This window comes from Pseudomonas sp. LBUM1666, assembly GCF_059695775.1.
On the sequence record NZ_CP166789.1, the window covers coordinates 5,551,343 to 5,569,964 of the forward strand.

General features: G+C 61.0%; 13 protein-coding genes. 8 read left to right on the forward strand and 5 right to left on the reverse strand.

The window, feature by feature from the left end:
• Positions 1-343: 343 nt before the first annotated feature.
• On the forward strand, positions 344-4,660 hold the full coding sequence (locus ACA056_RS25635; RefSeq protein WP_497268681.1) for a DEAD/DEAH box helicase: 4,317 nt from the start codon (positions 344-346) through the stop codon (positions 4,658-4,660).
• A gap of 61 nt (positions 4,661-4,721) precedes the next feature.
• Here the strand turns inward: ACA056_RS25635 and ACA056_RS25640 are convergent, their stop codons facing one another.
• Positions 4,722-6,845, reverse strand: a complete 2,124-nt coding sequence (locus ACA056_RS25640; RefSeq protein WP_497268683.1) for a mechanosensitive ion channel family protein — start codon at positions 6,843-6,845, stop codon at positions 4,722-4,724.
• 357 nt (positions 6,846-7,202) lie between these two features.
• On the opposite strand from ACA056_RS25640, the gene ACA056_RS25645 reads away from it, so the two are divergent.
• From ACA056_RS25645 to ACA056_RS25665, 5 genes are all read left to right on the forward strand, one after another.
• Positions 7,203-8,414: an MFS transporter gene (locus ACA056_RS25645; protein WP_497268685.1), complete on the forward strand. Its 1,212-nt coding sequence runs from the start codon at positions 7,203-7,205 to the stop codon at positions 8,412-8,414.
• 226 nt (positions 8,415-8,640) lie between these two features.
• Positions 8,641-9,567 (forward strand): DUF72 domain-containing protein, encoded by a 927-nt coding sequence (locus ACA056_RS25650; RefSeq protein WP_497268687.1) that lies wholly within the window; start codon positions 8,641-8,643, stop codon positions 9,565-9,567.
• Complete coding sequence (locus ACA056_RS25655) at positions 9,564-10,361, forward strand: endonuclease/exonuclease/phosphatase family protein (RefSeq protein ID WP_497268689.1); 798 nt, start codon at positions 9,564-9,566, stop codon at positions 10,359-10,361. The genes ACA056_RS25650 and ACA056_RS25655 overlap by 4 nt, the downstream gene beginning before the upstream one ends.
• Positions 10,358-11,641, forward strand: a complete 1,284-nt coding sequence (gene clsB / locus ACA056_RS25660) for a cardiolipin synthase ClsB (RefSeq protein WP_497268691.1) — start codon at positions 10,358-10,360, stop codon at positions 11,639-11,641. The genes ACA056_RS25655 and clsB overlap by 4 nt, the downstream gene beginning before the upstream one ends.
• Complete coding sequence (locus ACA056_RS25665) at positions 11,641-12,630, forward strand: lysylphosphatidylglycerol synthase domain-containing protein (protein ID WP_497268693.1); 990 nt, start codon at positions 11,641-11,643, stop codon at positions 12,628-12,630. The genes clsB and ACA056_RS25665 overlap by 1 nt, the downstream gene beginning before the upstream one ends.
• A gap of 11 nt (positions 12,631-12,641) precedes the next feature.
• Here the strand turns inward: ACA056_RS25665 and ACA056_RS25670 are convergent, their stop codons facing one another.
• From ACA056_RS25670 to ACA056_RS25680, 3 genes are all read right to left on the reverse strand, one after another.
• The gene (locus ACA056_RS25670; RefSeq protein WP_497268695.1) at positions 12,642-13,400 is read right to left on the reverse strand and encodes an alpha/beta hydrolase family protein; all 759 of its coding nucleotides are present in this window, start codon (positions 13,398-13,400) and stop codon (positions 12,642-12,644) included.
• Positions 13,390-14,499, reverse strand: coding sequence for a DUF3182 family protein (locus tag ACA056_RS25675; RefSeq protein WP_497268697.1), 1,110 nt, complete (start codon positions 14,497-14,499; stop codon positions 13,390-13,392). Before ACA056_RS25675 ends, ACA056_RS25670 begins: the two co-directional genes overlap by 11 nt.
• Before the next feature lie 177 nt (positions 14,500-14,676).
• Positions 14,677-15,663 (reverse strand): GlxA family transcriptional regulator, encoded by a 987-nt coding sequence (locus ACA056_RS25680; RefSeq protein ID WP_497268699.1) that lies wholly within the window; start codon positions 15,661-15,663, stop codon positions 14,677-14,679.
• A gap of 103 nt (positions 15,664-15,766) precedes the next feature.
• Between ACA056_RS25680 and ACA056_RS25685 the strand changes: the two genes are divergently transcribed.
• Together ACA056_RS25685 and ACA056_RS25690 are read left to right on the forward strand one after the other, a co-directional pair.
• Positions 15,767-16,321, forward strand: coding sequence for a cysteine hydrolase family protein (locus ACA056_RS25685; protein ID WP_497268701.1), 555 nt, complete (start codon positions 15,767-15,769; stop codon positions 16,319-16,321).
• A 36-nt stretch (positions 16,322-16,357) separates the two neighbouring features.
• Positions 16,358-17,182, forward strand: a complete 825-nt coding sequence (locus tag ACA056_RS25690; protein WP_497268702.1) for an alpha/beta fold hydrolase — start codon at positions 16,358-16,360, stop codon at positions 17,180-17,182.
• A 60-nt stretch (positions 17,183-17,242) separates the two neighbouring features.
• Here the strand turns inward: ACA056_RS25690 and ACA056_RS25695 are convergent, their stop codons facing one another.
• Positions 17,243-18,595: an amidase family protein gene (locus ACA056_RS25695; RefSeq protein WP_497268704.1), complete on the reverse strand. Its 1,353-nt coding sequence runs from the start codon at positions 18,593-18,595 to the stop codon at positions 17,243-17,245.
• Positions 18,596-18,622: the final 27 nt, after the last annotated feature.

Genomic DNA, 18,622 nt, shown 5'->3' on the forward strand with positions numbered 1-18,622 from the left:
GAGTCAGCAGGCCCAGTCTGATTGAAACAATGGCTTTATCGACACCGCTCGCGGGCGATGTCGTCGATAGTTGCCGGAATCGTTGCATTTTGCGGGTTTAGTGCGCAACCGTCATCCGTAAAGTGTAGATACCTGAGAACGGCGACGCCTGTGTGGCGAGGGGGCTTGCCCCCGTTCGGCTGCGAAGCAGTCGCTATCCAGTCGATGCGGTGTGCCAGGCGAAACGTATTTGCTGATTCTGGGGCCGCTTCGCAGCCCAACGGGGGCAAGCCCCCTCGCCACAGGGATACCGGCCAGCTTCAAGGGCTTGCAACTTCCCCGACTCGCCCGCATAAATCAGGACATGAATCTGCCAATCCCGACGGACAGCGCCCTGGCAGGCTTCCACCCCGCCGTCAGCGCCTGGTTCAGCAGCACCTTCCCGACGGTCACCGCCGCCCAGGCCCGGGCGTGGCCGTTGATCCGCCAGCACCGTTCGACCCTGGTCGCCGCACCCACAGGCTCCGGCAAAACTCTCACCGCGTTCCTCGCGGTCATCGACGACCTGGTCCACCGCGCAATGGCCAACGGCGGCCATCTGCCGGATGAAACCCTGGTCGTCTACGTTTCGCCCCTTAAAGCCTTGTCCAACGACATCCAGATCAACCTGCAAAACCCGCTGGCCGGCATCACCGAGCAGTTACGCGCGATGGGCCTGCCGCAATTGCAGATCAACACCGCCGTGCGCACCGGCGATACACCGCAAAAAGACCGCTCGGCGATGCGCAAGACCGCGCCGCATATCCTGGTGACCACCCCGGAATCCCTTTACGTGCTGCTCGGCTCCGACTCCGGTCGGCAAATGCTCAGCACCGCCCGCACGGTGATCGTCGACGAAATCCACGCGATTGCCGCCAGCAAGCGCGGCAGCCACCTGGCCCTGAGCCTCGAGCGACTGCAAGCGTTATGCGCGGAACCGCTGATGCGGATCGGCCTGTCTGCCACGCAAAAACCCATCGAAGCCGTCTCGCAATTTCTGGTTGGCCGTGATCGCGCGTGCGAAATCATCGACATCGGCCACGCCCGCCCACGGGATCTGGACATCGAAGTACCGCCTGTGCCGTTGTCGGCGGTGATGGCCAATGACATCTGGGAACTGGTCTACGACCGCCTCGCCACCCTCGCCCGCGAACACCGCACCACGCTGATTTTCGTCAACACCCGACGCCTCGCCGAACGCCTGAGCCGTCACTTGAGCGAACGCCTCGGCAAGGAGGCGGTGGCCGCCCACCACGGCAGTCTGGCCAAGGAGTTTCGTCTCGACGCCGAACAGCGCCTCAAGCGCGGCGACCTGCAAGTGCTGATTGCCACGGCGTCCCTGGAACTGGGAATCGACATCGGCGATGTCGACTTGGTCTGCCAAATCGCCTCGCCCCGCTCGATTGCCGGATTCCTGCAACGGGTCGGCCGTTCCGGGCACCAGGTCGGCGGCACGCCCAAGGGCCGTTTGTTCGCCACCACCCGCGACGACCTGATCGAGTGCGCCGCCCTGCTCGACTGCGTGCGGCGCGGCGAACTCGACACCTTGCTGATCCCCAAGGCACCGCTGGACGTACTCGCGCAACAAATCATCGCCGAGGTCAGTTGCCAGGAATGGCAGGAGCAGGCGCTGCTGGAGATGTTCCGCAACGCCTCGCCCTACCGCGAACTCGACGAAAAACACTATCAAGCACTGCTGCAAATGCTCGCTGAAGGCTACAACGGTCGCCTGGGCATCCGCAGCGCTTACCTGCACCGCGACGCCGTGACCCGCACCCTGCGCGGTCGCCGGGGCGCCAAGCTGACGGCCGTGACCAGCGGCGGGACGATCCCGGACAACGCCGACTACAGCGTTTTACTCGAACCTCAAGGGCTGAACATCGGCAGCGTCAACGAAGACTTTGCGGTGGAAAGCATCGCCGGGGACGTCTTCCAATTGGGCAACACCTCCTACCGAATCCTGCGGGTCGAAACCGGCAAGGTCCGGGTCGAAGACGCTCAGGGCCAACCGCCGACCATCCCCTTCTGGCTCGGCGAAGCGCCGGGGCGCAGCGCGGAACTGTCGTTTGCCGTGGCCCGCCTGCAAGCGCAACTCGATGAGCTGCTCGGCGCCACACCCGGTCACTTGCAGCCCGCAATCGACTGGCTGACCGACACCCTTGGTCTGAACCTCGCCAGCGCAGAACAATTGGTCGATTACCTGGCCCGTGCGCGCCTGACGTTGGGCGCCCTGCCGTCACAGGACACGCTGCTGATGGAGCGGTTTTTCGACGAGTCCGGCGGCACGCAATTGATCATCCACACGCCGTTCGGCAGCCGCATCAACCGTGCCTGGGGCCTGGCCCTGCGCAAGCGCTTCTGCCGCACCTTCAACTTCGAATTGCAGGCCGCCGCCAGCGAAGACGCCATCGTCCTGTCGCTGTCCACCAGCCACAGTTTTGAACTCGATGATGTCTGGCGCTATCTGCACAGCAACAACGCCGAGCACACCCTGATTCAAGCCGTGCTCGATGCGCCGCTGTTCGGTGTGCGCTGGCGCTGGAATGCCGGGGTCGCTCTGGCGCTGCCGCGCTACAGTGGCGGCCGCAAAGTTCCGCCGCAGATCCAGCGGATGAAAAGCGAAGACCTGATCGCCAGCGTATTTCCGGATCAGATTGCCTGCGTGGAAAACCTCGCGGGCGAACGGGAAATTCCCGACCATCCACTGGTGGAACAAACCCTCGACGACTGCCTGCACGAAGCCATGGACAGCGAAGGCTGGCTGGCGTTGTTGCGGCGCATGGAACGTGGCGACATCCGCTTGATCAGCCGCGACCTGCCGGCTCCCTCGCCGCTGGCAGCGGAAATCCTCAGTGCCCGGCCCTACACCTTTCTCGATGATGCGCCGCTGGAAGAGCGCCGCACTCAAGCAGTGCTCAACCGCCGCTGGAGCGATCCGCAGTCCACCGACGACCTCGGTGCGCTGGATGCGCAAGCGATTCAAGCCGTGCGCGAGGAAGCCTGGCCAACGCCGACTGGCGTCGATGAAATGCATGAGGCGTTGATGAGCCTCGCGTGCATCACCGACGTCGAGGCCCAGGCCCATCCAGACTGGCTCGACTGGCTGAGCGCCCTGGCCGACAGCGGTCGCGCCAGCCGCTTGCAAGTCAATGCCGGGCAAGCGCTATGGTTGGCTCTTGAGCGACTGACCTGCCTGCGGGCGATTCATCCTCAGGCGATTTTGCAGCCACCGCTGGAGGCGTTGCCCGGGTTCGATGAAGTCTGGGCGCCGGACGAAGCGGTGCTGGAAGTGATCCGTGCGCGGCTCAGCGCGTTCGGTCCTTTGCCGCTGAACGCGATTGCCGAACCGCTCGGTTTATCGGCGACTCAAGTCACCCGGGCGTTGGCGCAACTGGAACGCGAAGGCTATGTGCTGCGCGGTCAATTCACGCCCGGCACGGTGGAGGAAGAATGGTGCGAACGGCACCTGCTGGCGCGGATTCACCGCTACACCGTCAAGCGTCTGCGGCGGGAAATCGAGCCCGTGGCGTTGCAGGATTTCATGCGTTTCCTGTTCGACTGGCAGCATCTGTCTGCCGCAACCCAGGGTCGGGGCAGCGCAGTGTTGCCCGCGATTGTCGGTCAGTTTGAAGGCTACCCCGCCGCCGCTTCGGCCTGGGACAGTGACATCCTGCCGGCGCGGATCAAAGACTATTCGGCCAGTTGGCTTGATGACCTGTGTCGCAGCGGCAAACTGGTCTGGACTCGCCTGACCGCACGCAACAAAAGCGCCAGCACGGCGCTGCGCAGCACACCGATTCTGCTATTGCCACGCAGTCAGGTCGGGTTATGGAGCGGGTTGACGGAGCAGACGCCGGTCAGCGAACTGTCACCCAAAACGCAAAAAGTCTACGAAGCCCTGAGCCAACACGGCGCGCTGTTTTTTGATGAGCTGACTCACGAAGCCCACCTGCTGCGCTCGGAACTGGAAATCGCTTTGCAGGAATTGGTCGGCGCCGGGTTGGTGAACGCCGACAGTTTCGCCGGTCTGCGAGCACTGATTACGCCGGCCAGCAAGCGACAGAATCGCAGCAGCCGACGCGGGCGCGGAGCGTTTGTCGGCGGGATGGACGATGCCGGGCGCTGGGCGCTGTTGCGGCGCGGGGCGCCTGCGCCGGTTGTGGATAACAAGCGCCCCGCGCCCACGCCTACCGACACCCTGGAACATATCGCCATGACCTTGCTCCGGCGCTACGGCGTGGTGTTCTGGCGCTTGCTGGAACGTGAAGCGGATTGGTTGCCGAGCTGGCGGGAATTGCTGCGCACTTTCCATCGACTGGAAGCTCGAGGCGAGATTCGCGGCGGGCGGTTTGTCAGTGGCTTGGCGGGTGAACAGTTTGCGTTGCCTGAAGCCATTCCGTTGCTGCGCGAAGTGCGGCGACGGCCGCATGACGGGAGTTTGATTGCCGTGTGTGGGGTTGATCCGCTGAACCTCGCCGGGACGCTTTTACCGGGTGCAAAAGTACCGGCATTGGCGAGTAATCGATTGGTGTATCGCGATGGATTACCCGCTGCTGCCGAGATTGCCGGTAAGCAGCTTTTTTGGTTGGAGCTGGATCAGCAAGACAGTGCTGAACTGCATAACAAACTGATCCGGCATTGATGTTTTCCGGGCTGGCCTCATCGCGAGCAAGCTCGCGATGAGGCCATCACCCCCACACAAATCATTGGGTTCTCGGCTGATCCGGCAGGAACACCGATGAATGCTCCGATGCAAGCCCATCGCTTTGCGGCGGCTCAACAGCCTGTCTGGGCATCAAGACCTGCTGTGGATAAGTCTGCGCAAAATGCACCCACGGACTGTTATCCACAAGCTTTTTCAAACGCTGGTTGAACGCCCGACTCACTGCGTATTGCCCGCCCGACACGGTTCGGAACTGTGCCGTCAGCACCACGCCGTTGAGGTCCATCTTGTCGACACCAAACACATCCAGCGGCCCTTGCAGGTTGTACTTGAGGAACGCATCGTCGCGGATGGAATCCCCGGCCTCGCGAATCAACTCGATAGCCTTGTCGACATCGGTGTCGTAGGTGAACTGCACCGAGAAGAACGCATAGGCGAATTGCCGCGATTGATTGGTCACGGCCTTGATCTGACCGAACGGCACCGAGTGCACAAACCCCTTGCCGTCGCGCAGGCGCAAGGTGCGGATGGTCAGGCCTTCGACGGTGCCGGCGTGACCAGAGTCGAGCACTACCCAATCGCCAATCGACAACGTGTCTTCGATGATGATGAACAGCCCGGTGATCACGTCCTGCACCAGTTGCTGGGAACCGAAACCGATGGCCAGCCCCACGACACCGGCACCGGCCAAAAAGGGAGCAACGTTGATCCCCAGGTTAGCCATGGTGGTGATGGCGCAGATCACCACCAGGATGATTTTGATCGCGTTGCGCAGCAGCGGCAGGATGGTTTTTGTTCGGGTACTGGGTTGGCGCGCCGAGCGTTTGTTAACGGGTGGTTTCAGGGCTTCCTGAATCGCCGTATCCAACACTACCCAACCCATCCAGGTCACCAGGAAAATCAAACCGATACGGCTCAGGGAATCGCTGATCGCCCGGCCGACCGAATTGCTCACCGCAAACTCAAACAGCGACACGCCCCAGATGCGTCCCAGGACATCGATGAAAACAATCGCCAGGGCGATGCGCAGCAACGCATGGGAAAGGCTAAGAAAGCGTTCTTTGTAGGCACTGCTGCGGCGTACGGCCAACTCACTGCGCGACTTGAACAAGTGATGAAGCGACGTGCTGAGAAACACCGTCGCAATCAGCAACACCGTGGTAAACAGCGCACAGCGCAGTACTTTCTGGTTGTCATCGCCGATGCCGATCAGGTTGATCACCGACACCAGCACCATCAACAGAATCGGCCAGTACCAGAGCCCGGAAAAGACCCGCAACATTTCACGCACAGCCGGCTGACTGAGGCGCTGGGACAACGGCAAAATGCGGATCAGATGGGCGACCGGACGGCGCATCTTGATCACCAAAAAGCCAAAGGTGACCGAGGCCGCCACCCCGGTGAACACCGCGACACTGCTGGTGAGATTGCCGCCGAGCAGGCGGGCGATCTGCGGACTGGTCAACGCATCGCTCAGGGCCACGAGGAAGCCCATCAAAAACAGCGGTCGTGGGCTGTACTGACGAATAATCTGCACCGCCCGGCGCTTGTGGCCGGCGTTGAACAGCACCACCAGCGACAACAGCAACGACGCGGCGAAAATGCCGCTGCTGGTGGCATAGGCGAAACACAATGCCAGCGCCCGGCCGGCGGACACTTGCAAGAAGTGGCTGACATACAGCGTCAGCGGCAGGCTGATCAGCGCCGGAACCGTGTAGGGCAACACATAACCCAGTAAAGCCTGACCGCGCTCGCGAGTGAGCAGCAGGCGGTTCTGGCACAGACGTTTGGCGAGCAGCCCTCCCAGCAGCCAGAGCAGCGCAAAGACGCCCATCCACACACCGGACAACAGCAGGAAATCCCCCGCCACGCTCCAGCTCGAACGGGCCGAAGGACGATTGACCAGTTGATCCACCTCAACCGCCGCCCGGTCTGCACGCAGACGCCAGGCGTCGAGCAGGTCCTCGTTGAGATCGAGTTTTCCCTGGACTTGATCAATGCTCGAACTGATGGCACCCAGCAAACCACCCTGTACCAGCGGTTCGGGGTGGGCCAGTGGTGTCGCGGCGGTGGCCGGCACACCCGGTAGTGCGGCAGCCTCCAGCTCGTTGCTGCCCAGAATCAGCAATGCCCCCAGTAGTATCGCGGTCTTGAACTTGAACAAACGCGGTGCTCCTGCAAAAGGGACTGTAAGGAACTGATCGGGGAATTGTAGGCAAGTTCGGTTTTTGGGTGAAATCAAGGGCCACCCCCTCACCCCAACCCTCTCCCCTGGGGAGAGGGAGCCTACCGAGGTGTTCTTGGAGCTACGTCGACCTGAAATATCGAGTCGAACTCAGGTTTGAAGAGCATGGAGATCTGCTCCCTTCCCCCTCGCCCCCTTTGGGGGAGAGGGCTGGGGTGAGGGGGCGCTTTTGATCTTTGCGCAGAACGCAAATATCAAATGCCCATCCCCCTATTTTTCCGCATAACCCAAACCCCGACACTGCGCTCCATCAATCAATCCACCGGAGTTGCAGCCATGCCCATTGCCTTGCTCGCGCTGACCCTCAGCGCCTTCGCCATCGGGACGACCGAGTTCGTCATCGTTGGCCTGTTACCCACCATCGGCGCCGACCTCGGCGTCAGCCTGCCGTCCGCCGGCCTGCTGGTCAGCCTCTACGCATTGGGCGTTGCCATTGGCGCCCCGGTGCTGACCGCCCTCACCGGCAAAGTCCCGCGCAAAATGCTGCTGTTGTCGCTGATGGTGCTGTTCACCCTCGGCAACCTGCTGGCCTGGAAAGCGCCGAGTTACGAGTCGCTGATCATTGCACGGATCGTCACAGGCCTGGCCCATGGGGTGTTTTTCTCGATTGGCTCGACCATCGCCACCAGCCTCGTGCCGAAGGAAAAAGCCGCCAGCGCGATCGCCATCATGTTCACCGGCCTGACCGTCGCACTGGTCACCGGCGTACCACTGGGGACGTTCATTGGTCAGCATTTCGGCTGGCGTGAAACCTTCCTCGCGGTGTCTGCATTGGGTGTGATCGCGTTCATCGGCAGCCTGCTGTATGTGCCGAAAAACATTGCCCACAGCAAACCGGCTTCACTGTTGCAGCAATTGCAGGTGCTCAAGCAACCCCGTCTGCTACTGGTGTACGCCATGACCGCGGTCGGTTACGGCGGCTCGTTCATCGCGTTCACCTTTCTAGCACCGATTCTTCAGGACATTTCCGGCTTCAGCGCCAGCACCGTCAGCCTGGTGTTGCTGGTCTACGGCATCTCGGTGGCCGTCGGTAACATCTGGGGCGGCAAACTGGCGGACAAACGCGGCCCGATCAGCGCCCTGAAAATCATCTTCGCCCTGCTCGCTGCCGTGTTGTTCGTACTGACCTTTACCGCTGGCAACCCATGGCTGGCCCTGGCCACCGTGCTGGTCTGGGGCGCGGTTGCGTTCGGCAACGTGCCGGGCCTGCAGGTTTACGTGGTGCGTCAGGCCGAACATCACACCCCGCATGCGGTGGATGTGGCGTCGGGCCTGAACATTGCCGCGTTCAACCTCGGCATCGCCGGTGGCGCGTGGGGCGGTGGCTTGATCGTTGCTCACATGGGCCTGATCCACACCGCGTGGATCGGTGGTCTGGTGGTGTTGGTCGCGTTGGCGCTGACTGCGTGGAGCGGGCGTCTTGATCGACTGGGTCCGGTGTATGCCGAACCTGTTGAAGGCTCACAACGGATCGTCACCGGCCACTAACCCCTGTGGGAGCGAGCTTGCTCCGGGCGGCGTTCCGACGATAGCGGACTAACAGTCGATTGAGATGTTGACTGACGCTCCGTCATCGCGAGCAAGCTCGCTCCCACATTTGATTTGTGTGGGTCTGTTGAGCATTAACCGTCCGTAGTCCCGTCGAAACTTTCTCGCCCGCCCCGCAGTCATCAAAAGACAGGGGCAGTCCGAAGACCATTAGACGGGAGGCGACATGGCGGCGATTCACATCGGTATTTCAGGCTGGCGCTACACGCCCTGGCGGGGGGATTTCTACCCAAAGGGGCTGGCCCACAAGCGCGAATTGCAATTCGCCTCACGGGCGGTCAACAGCATCGAAATCAATGGATCGTTTTACGCCCTGCAACGGCCCGAACGTTATGCCCAGTGGTACGCCGAAACCCCGAGGGGCTTCGTTTTCAGCGTCAAAGCCCCGCGCTTCATCACCCACATCAGGCGACTGCGGGAAATCGATAAACCCCTGGCGAATTTCTTTGCGTCCGGGGTGCTGGAACTAAAAGAAAAACTCGGCCCGATCCTCTGGCAATTCCCGCCCAACTTCAAATTCGATGCCGAGCTGTTCGAAACCTTTCTGGAGCAGTTGCCCCACAACACCGAAGAGGCCGCCGCCCTCGCCCGCCAGCATGATGCGCACGTGAACGGTCACGCCAGCCTGAAGGCCTACGGAAAAAAGCCTTTGCGCCATGCCGTAGAAATCAGAAACGAGAGCTTCGTCGACCCCGCCTTCATCCGCCTGCTCAAACGCCACAATGCTGCGCTGGTTATCGCCGACACCGCCGGTAAATGGCCGTACCGCGAAGACCTCACCAGTGACTTCGTTTACCTGCGCCTGCACGGTGCCGAAGAACTTTATGCCAGCGGTTATACCCCCGAAGCGCTGAAGCGCTGGGGTGACCGGATCGAGGCTTGGCACCACGGCCAGCAACCACCCGACCCGCAGCTGATTGCACCCCGGCAAAAGCCCAAGGCGCGCAAGTCCCGTGAGGTGTTTTGCTACTTCGACAACGACATCAAAGTCCGCGCGCCCTTCGATGCCCGCCGCTTGCTGGAGCGCTTTAATCTGGATAAAGACCTCGCTACCCGCCCCGGTGAACGGGTCGCCGAAGGAGTGCTGTCATGAGCATTTCCGAACCGCTCGGCACCACCGACGAACAGCAACCGATCATCAGCGCCGTGCGCCGCTTCACCGTGCTGACGGTCAACACGCACAAGGGATTCACCGCGCTCAACCGGCGTTTCATCCTGCCGGAATTGCGCGAAGCAGTTCGCAGCGTGTCCGCCGACGTGGTGTTTTTGCAGGAAGTCCACGGCACCCACGAGCATCACCCCCAGCGCTACAGCAATTGGCCGGCGATGCCGCAATACGAATTCCTCGCCGACACCCTGTGGCCGCAGTTCGCCTATGGACGCAACGCGGTCTATCCGGCGGGCGATCACGGTAATGCGCTGCTGTCGAAATTCCAGATCATTCGCCACGACAACCTTGATGTTTCCATCAGCGGTCACGAGAACCGCGGCATCCTGCATTGCGTGCTGCGCCTGCCGGGTGACGGCCAGGAAGTGCATGCCATTTGCGTGCATCTGGGCCTTCGCGAAACCCACCGGACCGAACAGCTCAAGTTGCTGGCCCGACGCCTCGAAGAACTGCCCAGCGATGCCCCGGTGATCGTTGCCGGTGACTTCAACGACTGGCGTCAGCGTGCCGATGCACTGCTCAACCCCTGCGGTTTACGGGAGGTTTTCGCCGAACTCCACGGCAAACCGGCGCGCAGTTTTCCAGCGCGCTTGCCGGCATTGCGCCTTGACCGCATCTACGTGCGCAACCTCAAGGCCAGTCAGCCGCAAGTGCTGGCCGCGCGACCCTGGTCACACCTTTCCGACCATGCACCGCTATCGGTGGAGATCGAGCTATGAGCAGCCCGTCGATGGATAAAACCAATGTGGAGCACTTATCCACAACCCCACCGGCCCGTGAGCCGGGTGTGGTCGACGTCGAATATGGCTGGCAAGGCAACAACCGCGTAGAGCTGCTGGAAAACGGTGAAGCGTATTTCCCTCGGGTGTTCGAGGCCATGCGTCAGGCGAAGACTGAAATCCTGCTGGAAACCTTCATTGTGTTCGAGGACAAAGTCGGCAATGAGCTGCAGGAAGTACTGATCGCCGCCGCTCAACGCGGCGTGCGAATCAGCGCCAGTCTCGATGGCTTTGGCTGCGGTGAACTGAGCACGGGATACCTCTCTGCCCTGAGCGAGGCTGGCGTGCGCATCCAGATTTTCGACCCAGCGCCCAAACATCTGGGCATCCGCACCAACTGGTTCCGCCGCCTGCACCGTAAGATCGTGGTGGTCGACGGCACGATTGCGTTCATCGGCGGCATCAACTTTTCGGCCGACCATTTGGCTGACTTCGGCCCTGAGGCCAAGCAGGATTATTCCGTGGAAGTGCAAGGCCCGGCGGTGGCCGACATCCATCACTTCGCCTTGCTGCAATGCGGTCGCCCGGCTCGCGCCAAATACTGGTGGCAACGACGCAGACAGCGGCGCTCGGAGCTGGCGTTCACCGATCATGACGGCCAGGTTCGCCTGGTGTACCGCGACAACGGCGAACATCCGACCGACATCGAAGAGGTTTACCGACAGGTGCTGCGCAGTGCCCAGCGCCGGGTGGTGATCGCCAATGCCTACTTCTTTCCGGGCTATCGCCTGCTGCGCGAGATCCGCAACGCGGCGCGCCGTGGCGTCGATGTGCGACTGATCCTGCAAGGCCAGCCCGATATGCTGGCGGCCAAACTCGCCGCGCGCATGACCTATGACTACCTGCTCAAATCCGGCGTGCAGATTTACGAATATTGCGACCGTCCACTGCACGGCAAAGTCGCGCTGGTGGATGAGGATTGGAGCACGGTCGGTTCGAGCAACCTCGACCCGTTGAGCCTGGCCTTGAACCTGGAAGCCAATGTGTTGATCCGCGATCGCGCCTTCAACCGTGACCTGTTCGAGCGCCTCGAAGACCTGAGTAACCACCACTGCAAGGCGATGTGCGCAGACAAGGCTCCGCGCGGGCGGGTCTGGCACATGACCGTCGGTTTTCTGGTGTTTCACTTTCTGCGGCACTTCCCCGCTTGGGCCGGTTGGCTGCCGGCGCACAAGCCGCGCCTGAAACCCTTTTCCCATTCCGCCGGGAGTGACACCTGATGAGCCACTCTGATACGCAACCGGCGACCCACGCCGACAACCCGACCAAATCCCGCTGGAGCCGCTGGAAACGGCCATTGACGATGCTGTTTTTCCTGGCGCTGATCGTGCTGTTCACGATGCTTGCCCAGCGCATTGAATGGGATGAAGTGTTCAACAACCTCGCAGATTTCAAGGTGCGCACGCTGATTATCGCGTCCGGTCTGACCTTGGTGAGTTTTCTGGTTTACGCCTGCTTCGACCTGATCGGCCGTACCTACATTCGCCAGGACCTGACGTGGAAGCAGATCCTGCCGGTGGGGATTATCAGCTATGCCTTCAACCTCAACCTGAGTGCCTGGGTCGGCGGCATTGCCATGCGTTATCGGCTGTATTCGCGACTCGGGGTGAGCAAGGGCAACATCGCGAAAATTCTCGGGTTGAGCCTGGCGACCAACTGGTTCGGTTACATGGTGATTGCCGGTGCAGTGTTCAGCAGCGGATTGGTGCGAATGCCGCCAGGCTGGAAGCTGAGCACCGGTGCGTTGCAAGTTGTGGGCGTGGTGTTGTTGCTGGTGAGCGCGGGGTACCTGGCAGCGTGTCAGTTTTCCAAGCGGCGGGAGTGGGTGATACGCGGGGTGGAAATCAACCTGCCGTCCCTGCGCATGGCGGTGCTGCAACTGGCCCTCGGGGCGCTGAATTGGTCGCTGATGGCGGCGGTGATTTTCACCCTGCTGCCGAGCAAGCTGGATTACCCGCTGGTGCTTGGGGTGTTGTTGATCAGCGCGATTGCCGGAGTCATCACGCACATTCCTGCCGGGCTTGGCGTGCTTGAAGCGGTGTTCGTGGCGCTGCTGCAACATGAAGCGTCCCGAGGCAGCCTGGTGGCCGGATTGCTGGCCTATCGGGCGATCTACTTCATCCTGCCGCTACTGATTACCCTGGTGATGTACCTGATCGTGGAAGCCAAGGCCAAGTCGTTGCGGATCGAGAAGAAACCGAGGCATTAACAGTCGAAGTTTTACGATGATTGAATGATGCTCAACCGTTCGCCCACCACCATTTCGGTGATCCAGCCCACCAGGATCGAGGTGTATGCCTGTTGCGAAACAGGCTCACTCAAGGCGTGATCGGAGCCGTCGATAATCCGGTGGGTCAGCGAGTGAGTCTGCTGACAGGCCGCGCGGTAACTCATGATGGTTGAGTGGGGCACATGGTCGTCGGTCTCCGATTCGACCAGCAGCACATCCCCGGTAAATTGCGAACAGGCATGCAGCGCACGATTGCTGTCGGCGCGCACTAACGTGCTGCGGTAATCACGTAAATCGAGCTTGTCCAGGTCACGTTTGGGCGTGTGCCATTGATCATCGCGATACAGCGCCGGCACCCGCAGCGCCAGCCAGCGCACCGGACGCAATGACGTCAGGATCGAGGCCAGGTAACCGCCATAACTGGTGCCGACCACGGCAATCGCCGATGTATCGAGCGCCGGGTGCGCGAGCAAGCGGTCATACGCCGCCAGAAGGTCGCGCAGGTTGTCTTCCCGCGTGACTCGACTCAGCGCAATACCGGCCCCGCCGGTGTGCCCGCGCAAGTCGAACGTCAGGCAAACGCAACCCAAACCGGCGATGCCTTTCGCCCGTTCCAGATCCCGCTCCTGACTGCCGCCCCAACCGTGCACAAAGAGCACACCGGGCACTTTCGATTTTGGACTGAGAAAGGTCCCGATCATCTGTTCATCGTCGATGTCGATTTGAATGGTTTCGCTTCTAGCCGTCATAGGATTTAACCGTTACGTACTTGAGAAGAAAGTCACTGTTTTGCGCCGGCCCGCGATACACCTCGATGGCGTCCGCCGGCAACGGCTGGTCGATGTAGGTCTCGACCGAAGACACGCGAATCGCACGCATCTCGGGGTCGTTGACGAAGCTTTGCAAGGCGGCGACTTCGGCGCTGCTGGCACCGCCCATCCGCCAGGACTGCTCGAGCACGCCGCTGCGCTGTTTGCCGTTACTGTCCACTCCTTGGGCGATGTCGTAGTTGCGACGCGAGGCGTAGAAACCGGGATAAGCCTCATCAGCGGCACGGTCGAACACTTGCGCCTGCCGGATCGCCAGCTGAATATCGTCCGGCAGTTCCAATTCGAGCAAATCGTCGTAGTGACCCCGCACCACCAGCAGGTTGGACCCTCCATAAACCTGCTCGCCCTGACCGTCTTCGGTCAAGTATTGATCACCGCAATAACTCAGCACCTGGTCGCCGATAAAGCTCTGACCGACGCTGTGGGTGATCACTTGGTCCAGGTCCTGCTCCAGCACCACGCCTTCAGTGAACAGCGCTTTGGCATCGGGTCTGGCGAGGATGGCATCGAACTGGTCGAGGCTTTTGATCACTTCCTGGCCACGGCCGGCACAGGCATGAATAGGTTTGATGCGGATAGGACCAGTGTAGAGCAGGTGTTCTGCCGCGGGCCGCGCATCGTCCATGGAAAAAACACTGAGGCCGTCGAGCACCACGCTGCGCACACGTTCGGAAAACAACGGTGACCAGCCTTCCGGAGCGTGAGCATTTTTGTTGCGCAACCCGTGACTGATGGCTTTGGTGCAGATGAAATCATGCTCGACATAACCGCCCCACAAATCCTCCGGTCCCTTGACGCCTAATTGCCGGGCGGCAGCGACGCCAACAAGCGTCTGGGTCGGCAACAAATAAAGGTCTCGACCGTTGTGCCGTTTGGGGTCGTAACTACCGCCGAATTTAAGCCCCAGTATCTGCGCCAGCCAACGGGCCAGCGCACGATTGGTTTCCACTTCGTGCAACGGAGCCTCGGGGCGCACGGAGTGGGCGACCACCACTTTCTTGCGGCTTGCTGGGGTCATGCGTCCCCCTTCAATCTGCGCTTGATGAATGTAGTAGAAGGGGTGCAGAGATCAGGCCAAGGGAGGCCAGAGATAAACGTTTTTCAAATCAGCCAGTTGCGAAAAACGTGATGGCACCGTGCCTGCCTGATTCTGCACGACAAGGGTTTCAACTCTGGCATTTTGCACGACTGACGCTCATCCCTGACTCGCTCCCACCCCAAACCGCGTCCGGTAATCACTGGGCGCCAACCCGGTAATCTTCTTGAACGTCGCCCGAAAGGCACTCGGGTCCTGATAACCCACCGTCCAGGCAATGTGATCGATGGTGCCGTTGGTGAACTCGAGCATTTCCCGAGCCTTGCCGACCCGCAGGTGCTGGCAGTACTCAGTGGGTTTGAGTCCGGTTGCCGCACGAAATCGACGCAGGAACGTGCGCTCTTCCAGCCCTGCCCGCTCGGCCATCGTCGCCAGCGACACATCGGTCGCTCCGGTGCTTTGCAGCCAATGCTGGACCTTGAGAATCGAAGCATCTCCATGGCTGAGAATGGGTGAAAAATTGCTGCCGCATTCACTCGCGCTGTCGCTGTGTTCCACCACCAGAAACCGCGCGGTACTGGTGGCGATGCTCGGCCCCAGCAGACGGTTGACCAGACGCAAGCCCAGTTCGGACCAAGCCATCAGCCCGGCGGTGGTGATCAGGTCGCCGTCATCAACGATGGGGGTGTCGGCCTTGAGGTTGATCGCCGGGTAACGCTCGGCGAAGGTTTTGGCCGAGGTCCAGTGGGTGGTGGCGCTACGACCGTCGAGCAGGCCGCTCTCGGCCAACAGAATCGACCCCACACAAACCCCGCCGAGTGTCGCGCCATTGGCGTGTTGCTGACGCAGCCAGCGAATCAGTCCCTGTGGTGCCTGGCCTTCGGAAAAACCGGCAATCGACGGCGGAATCAACACCGCCACCAACGCGCCGCCCGGAGCGGGATGACTGTCGTAGACCCGCACGGGCGTCTGATCGCCGTCAACTTGCCAATGGCTGACCCGCAGCAACGGCAACTGCGCCGCCTGATGCTCGGCGGCAATCCGGTTCGCCACACCGAACAAGTCCGTCAACCCATGCACCGCCGCCATCTGCGCACCGGGATAGATCAGCACGCCCAACTCGGCGATTGGCCTTTCTGCGTCCATTGTCAGTTTTCCCCCTTCTATTGTCGGTGCGGCCAATCCTCGGACGGCCTGCCAGACCCAATACTTCATTCCACACCCAACAAGCAACTTCGAGGAAACAGTCATGACCAAGCAAGCACTCATCGTAGTTGATATCCAAAACGACTACTTCCCCCAAGGCAAGTGGCCGCTGGTCGGCGCCGATGCCGCCGCGGACAACGCCGTTCGTATGCTCAAAGCCTTCCGCGATGTCGGTGATTCGGTGGTGCACATCCGCCACGAATTCACCTCCGACGAAGCGCCCTTTTTCACTCCGGGCTCCGAGGGCGCGAAGCTGCACCCTAAAGTCCTCAACCGCGCCGACGAACCGGTCGTGCTCAAACACTTCGTCAACTCGTTCCGCGAAACCGAACTACAGTCAATCCTCGACGAGCAAGGCATCAAGGAACTGGTCGTCGTCGGCAGCATGAGCCACATGTGTGTCGACGGCATCACCCGCGCCGCCGCCGATCTTGGCTACACCGTCACGGTGATTCACGACGCCTGCGCTACCCGTGATCTGGAGTTCAACGGCGTCACCGTTCCGGCAGCCCACGTTCATGCCGCCTTCATGTCGGCCCTGGGTTTTACCTACGCCAGCGTGGTGTCCACCGATGACTTCCTGGCGGCCAACCACTAACGCTTCAACCCACTATCCTCATCGGAGATGATCGACATGGCTACTCTGACGACTCGCGAAGGCAACACGCTTTATTACAAGGACTGGGGCAGCGGACAACCGGTGGTGTTCAGCCACGGCTGGCCATTGAGCAGCGACAGCTGGGAATCACAGATGCTGCACTTCGCCAACAACGGTTTCCGCGCCATCGCTCACGATCGTCGGGGCCATGGCCGATCGAGCCAGCCGTGGGACGGCAACGACATGGATCATTACGCCGATGACTTGGCGGAGCTGATCGAACACCTGGACTTGAAGGACGTGATCCTCTTCGGATTCTCCACCGGTGGCGGCGAAGTCGCCCGTTACATCGGCCGCCATGGCACACAGCGTCTGGCGAAAGCCGGGTTGATCTCCGCCGTGCCGCCGCTGATGCTGAAAACCGAAAGCAACCCCAAAGGCCTGCCGATCGACGTCTTCGACGGCATCCGCGCCGGTTCTATCGCCGACCGTTCGCAGCTGTACAAAGACATCGCTGGCGGCCCGTTCTTCGGCTTCAACCGGCCTGGCGCCAAACCGTCACAAGGGTTGATCGATTCGTTCTGGATGCAAGGGATGATGGGCGGCCATAAAAACACTCTGGACAGCATCAAGGCATTTTCGGAAACGGACTTTCGGGAGGATTTGAAGAAGTTTGATGTACCGACCTTGATCATCCACGGCGATGACGACCAGATCGTGCCGATCCAGGCGGCTGGGCTGGAGAGCAAGCGGTTGATCGCACATGCCGAGTTGATTGTGTATCCGGGCGCGCCGCATGGGCTGACGGATACGCATAAAGAGAAGGTGAATGCGGATATGTTGGCGTTTGCCAGAGGCTAGTCACCTTATGTTGTACGACTCAGGAAACCCGCGTCTGCCCTCCAGTCGCGGGTTTTACTGTCACGTTCTGTTCGCGCAACGACACAGCCGCTCGACGGCCAGTCCGATGCTCAAGACATCATCGTCCCGGCCAGAGGGTGCGGACAGCAGAATGGAGGTCGGCAGCCCTTGAGCGTCAACTCCGGTGGGCATGGCCAGCCCCGGCATATCGAGAAAACTGCCAATCATGGTGTTGGCCAGTGTCTGCAAATTCGTGGTGGCGAACAGCTCGTCGTCGGCCTCCAGCGCAGCGAGCGGTGGTGCGACGTGTTTGACGGTGGGCATCAGCAAAATGGCATCAGAGAGCTCCGCTCTGACACCGAGCATCAACTCGGTCCGTAACTGACGAAGCTCGGCTTCAGCAGTGTCTGGCAACGCCGCAGCGGCCAGAAGCCGGTTACGCACGCGCCGATCCATCCGCACACCGTCGGGGCTCTCGACAATACTGCGCAACAATCGCCAGGCCTCAATCGCCCCCAACCACCCCAGTCGTTTGATCGCCTCGCGGGTTCGACTGACCGAGAGCAGTGTTTTGTCATGCAGATGGGCCCCTGCCCGCTCCAACAGGTCCAGGGTGGCCAGGAAATTCGTGCGAACCGCAGGCTGGAGTTCCGGGTCGTCGAGACTCTGTTTTTCCACCACAAAATGAACGCCCTTGAGATCAACAGCGCCGCTGTGCTCCCCGGGCACTCCACGCATAAGGCAATCCAGCGTCACGCAGTCCTGAACGCTGTGGGCGAAGCAGCCAAGACTGTCAAAGGTGACCGCCAGAGGATGAATCCCGCTCATGTCGTATCGCTGACTGGATCCCTTGAACCCCGTCAAACCATTGAAAGCTGCGGGAACGCGAATGGAGCCCGCCGTATCGGTGCCAATGGCCACGCAGACAATACCGCGCTGCACCGCAATCGCCGATCCGGACGAAGACCCCCCGGGCACTCGCGGCTCAACCTGATTGAAGTCTGCGGTGGGCGTTCCGTAATGCGGATTCAGACCCAACCCCGAGTAGGCAAATTCGGTGAGGTTGGTCTTGCCGATCGGGATCATGCCGGCATCACGCAGTCGTGCAATGACGGGAGCATCCACCATCGCTGGCGCCCGTTCATCACGGGTAATGGAACCGGCAGTGGTCCGGCTGCCAGCCACATCGATAAGGTCCTTCACCGCAAATGGAATGCCATCCAGAACGCTCAGCGGATTGCCCTGCTGCCAGCGCGCGAGGGATTGTTGCGCTGCTGAAAGTGCTTGGGTATCGAGCAAGCTGATGAACACATGTTCTGCCGTCTCGCTCTTGCGCAGTGCTGCGCGAATCAGTTCCGGAGCGCTGGTCGTGCCTTGCGCCAGCGCTTCAATCGTCTCGCTCATGGTGTTCATGGTGATTCACTCCTTGAAGACGTCCCT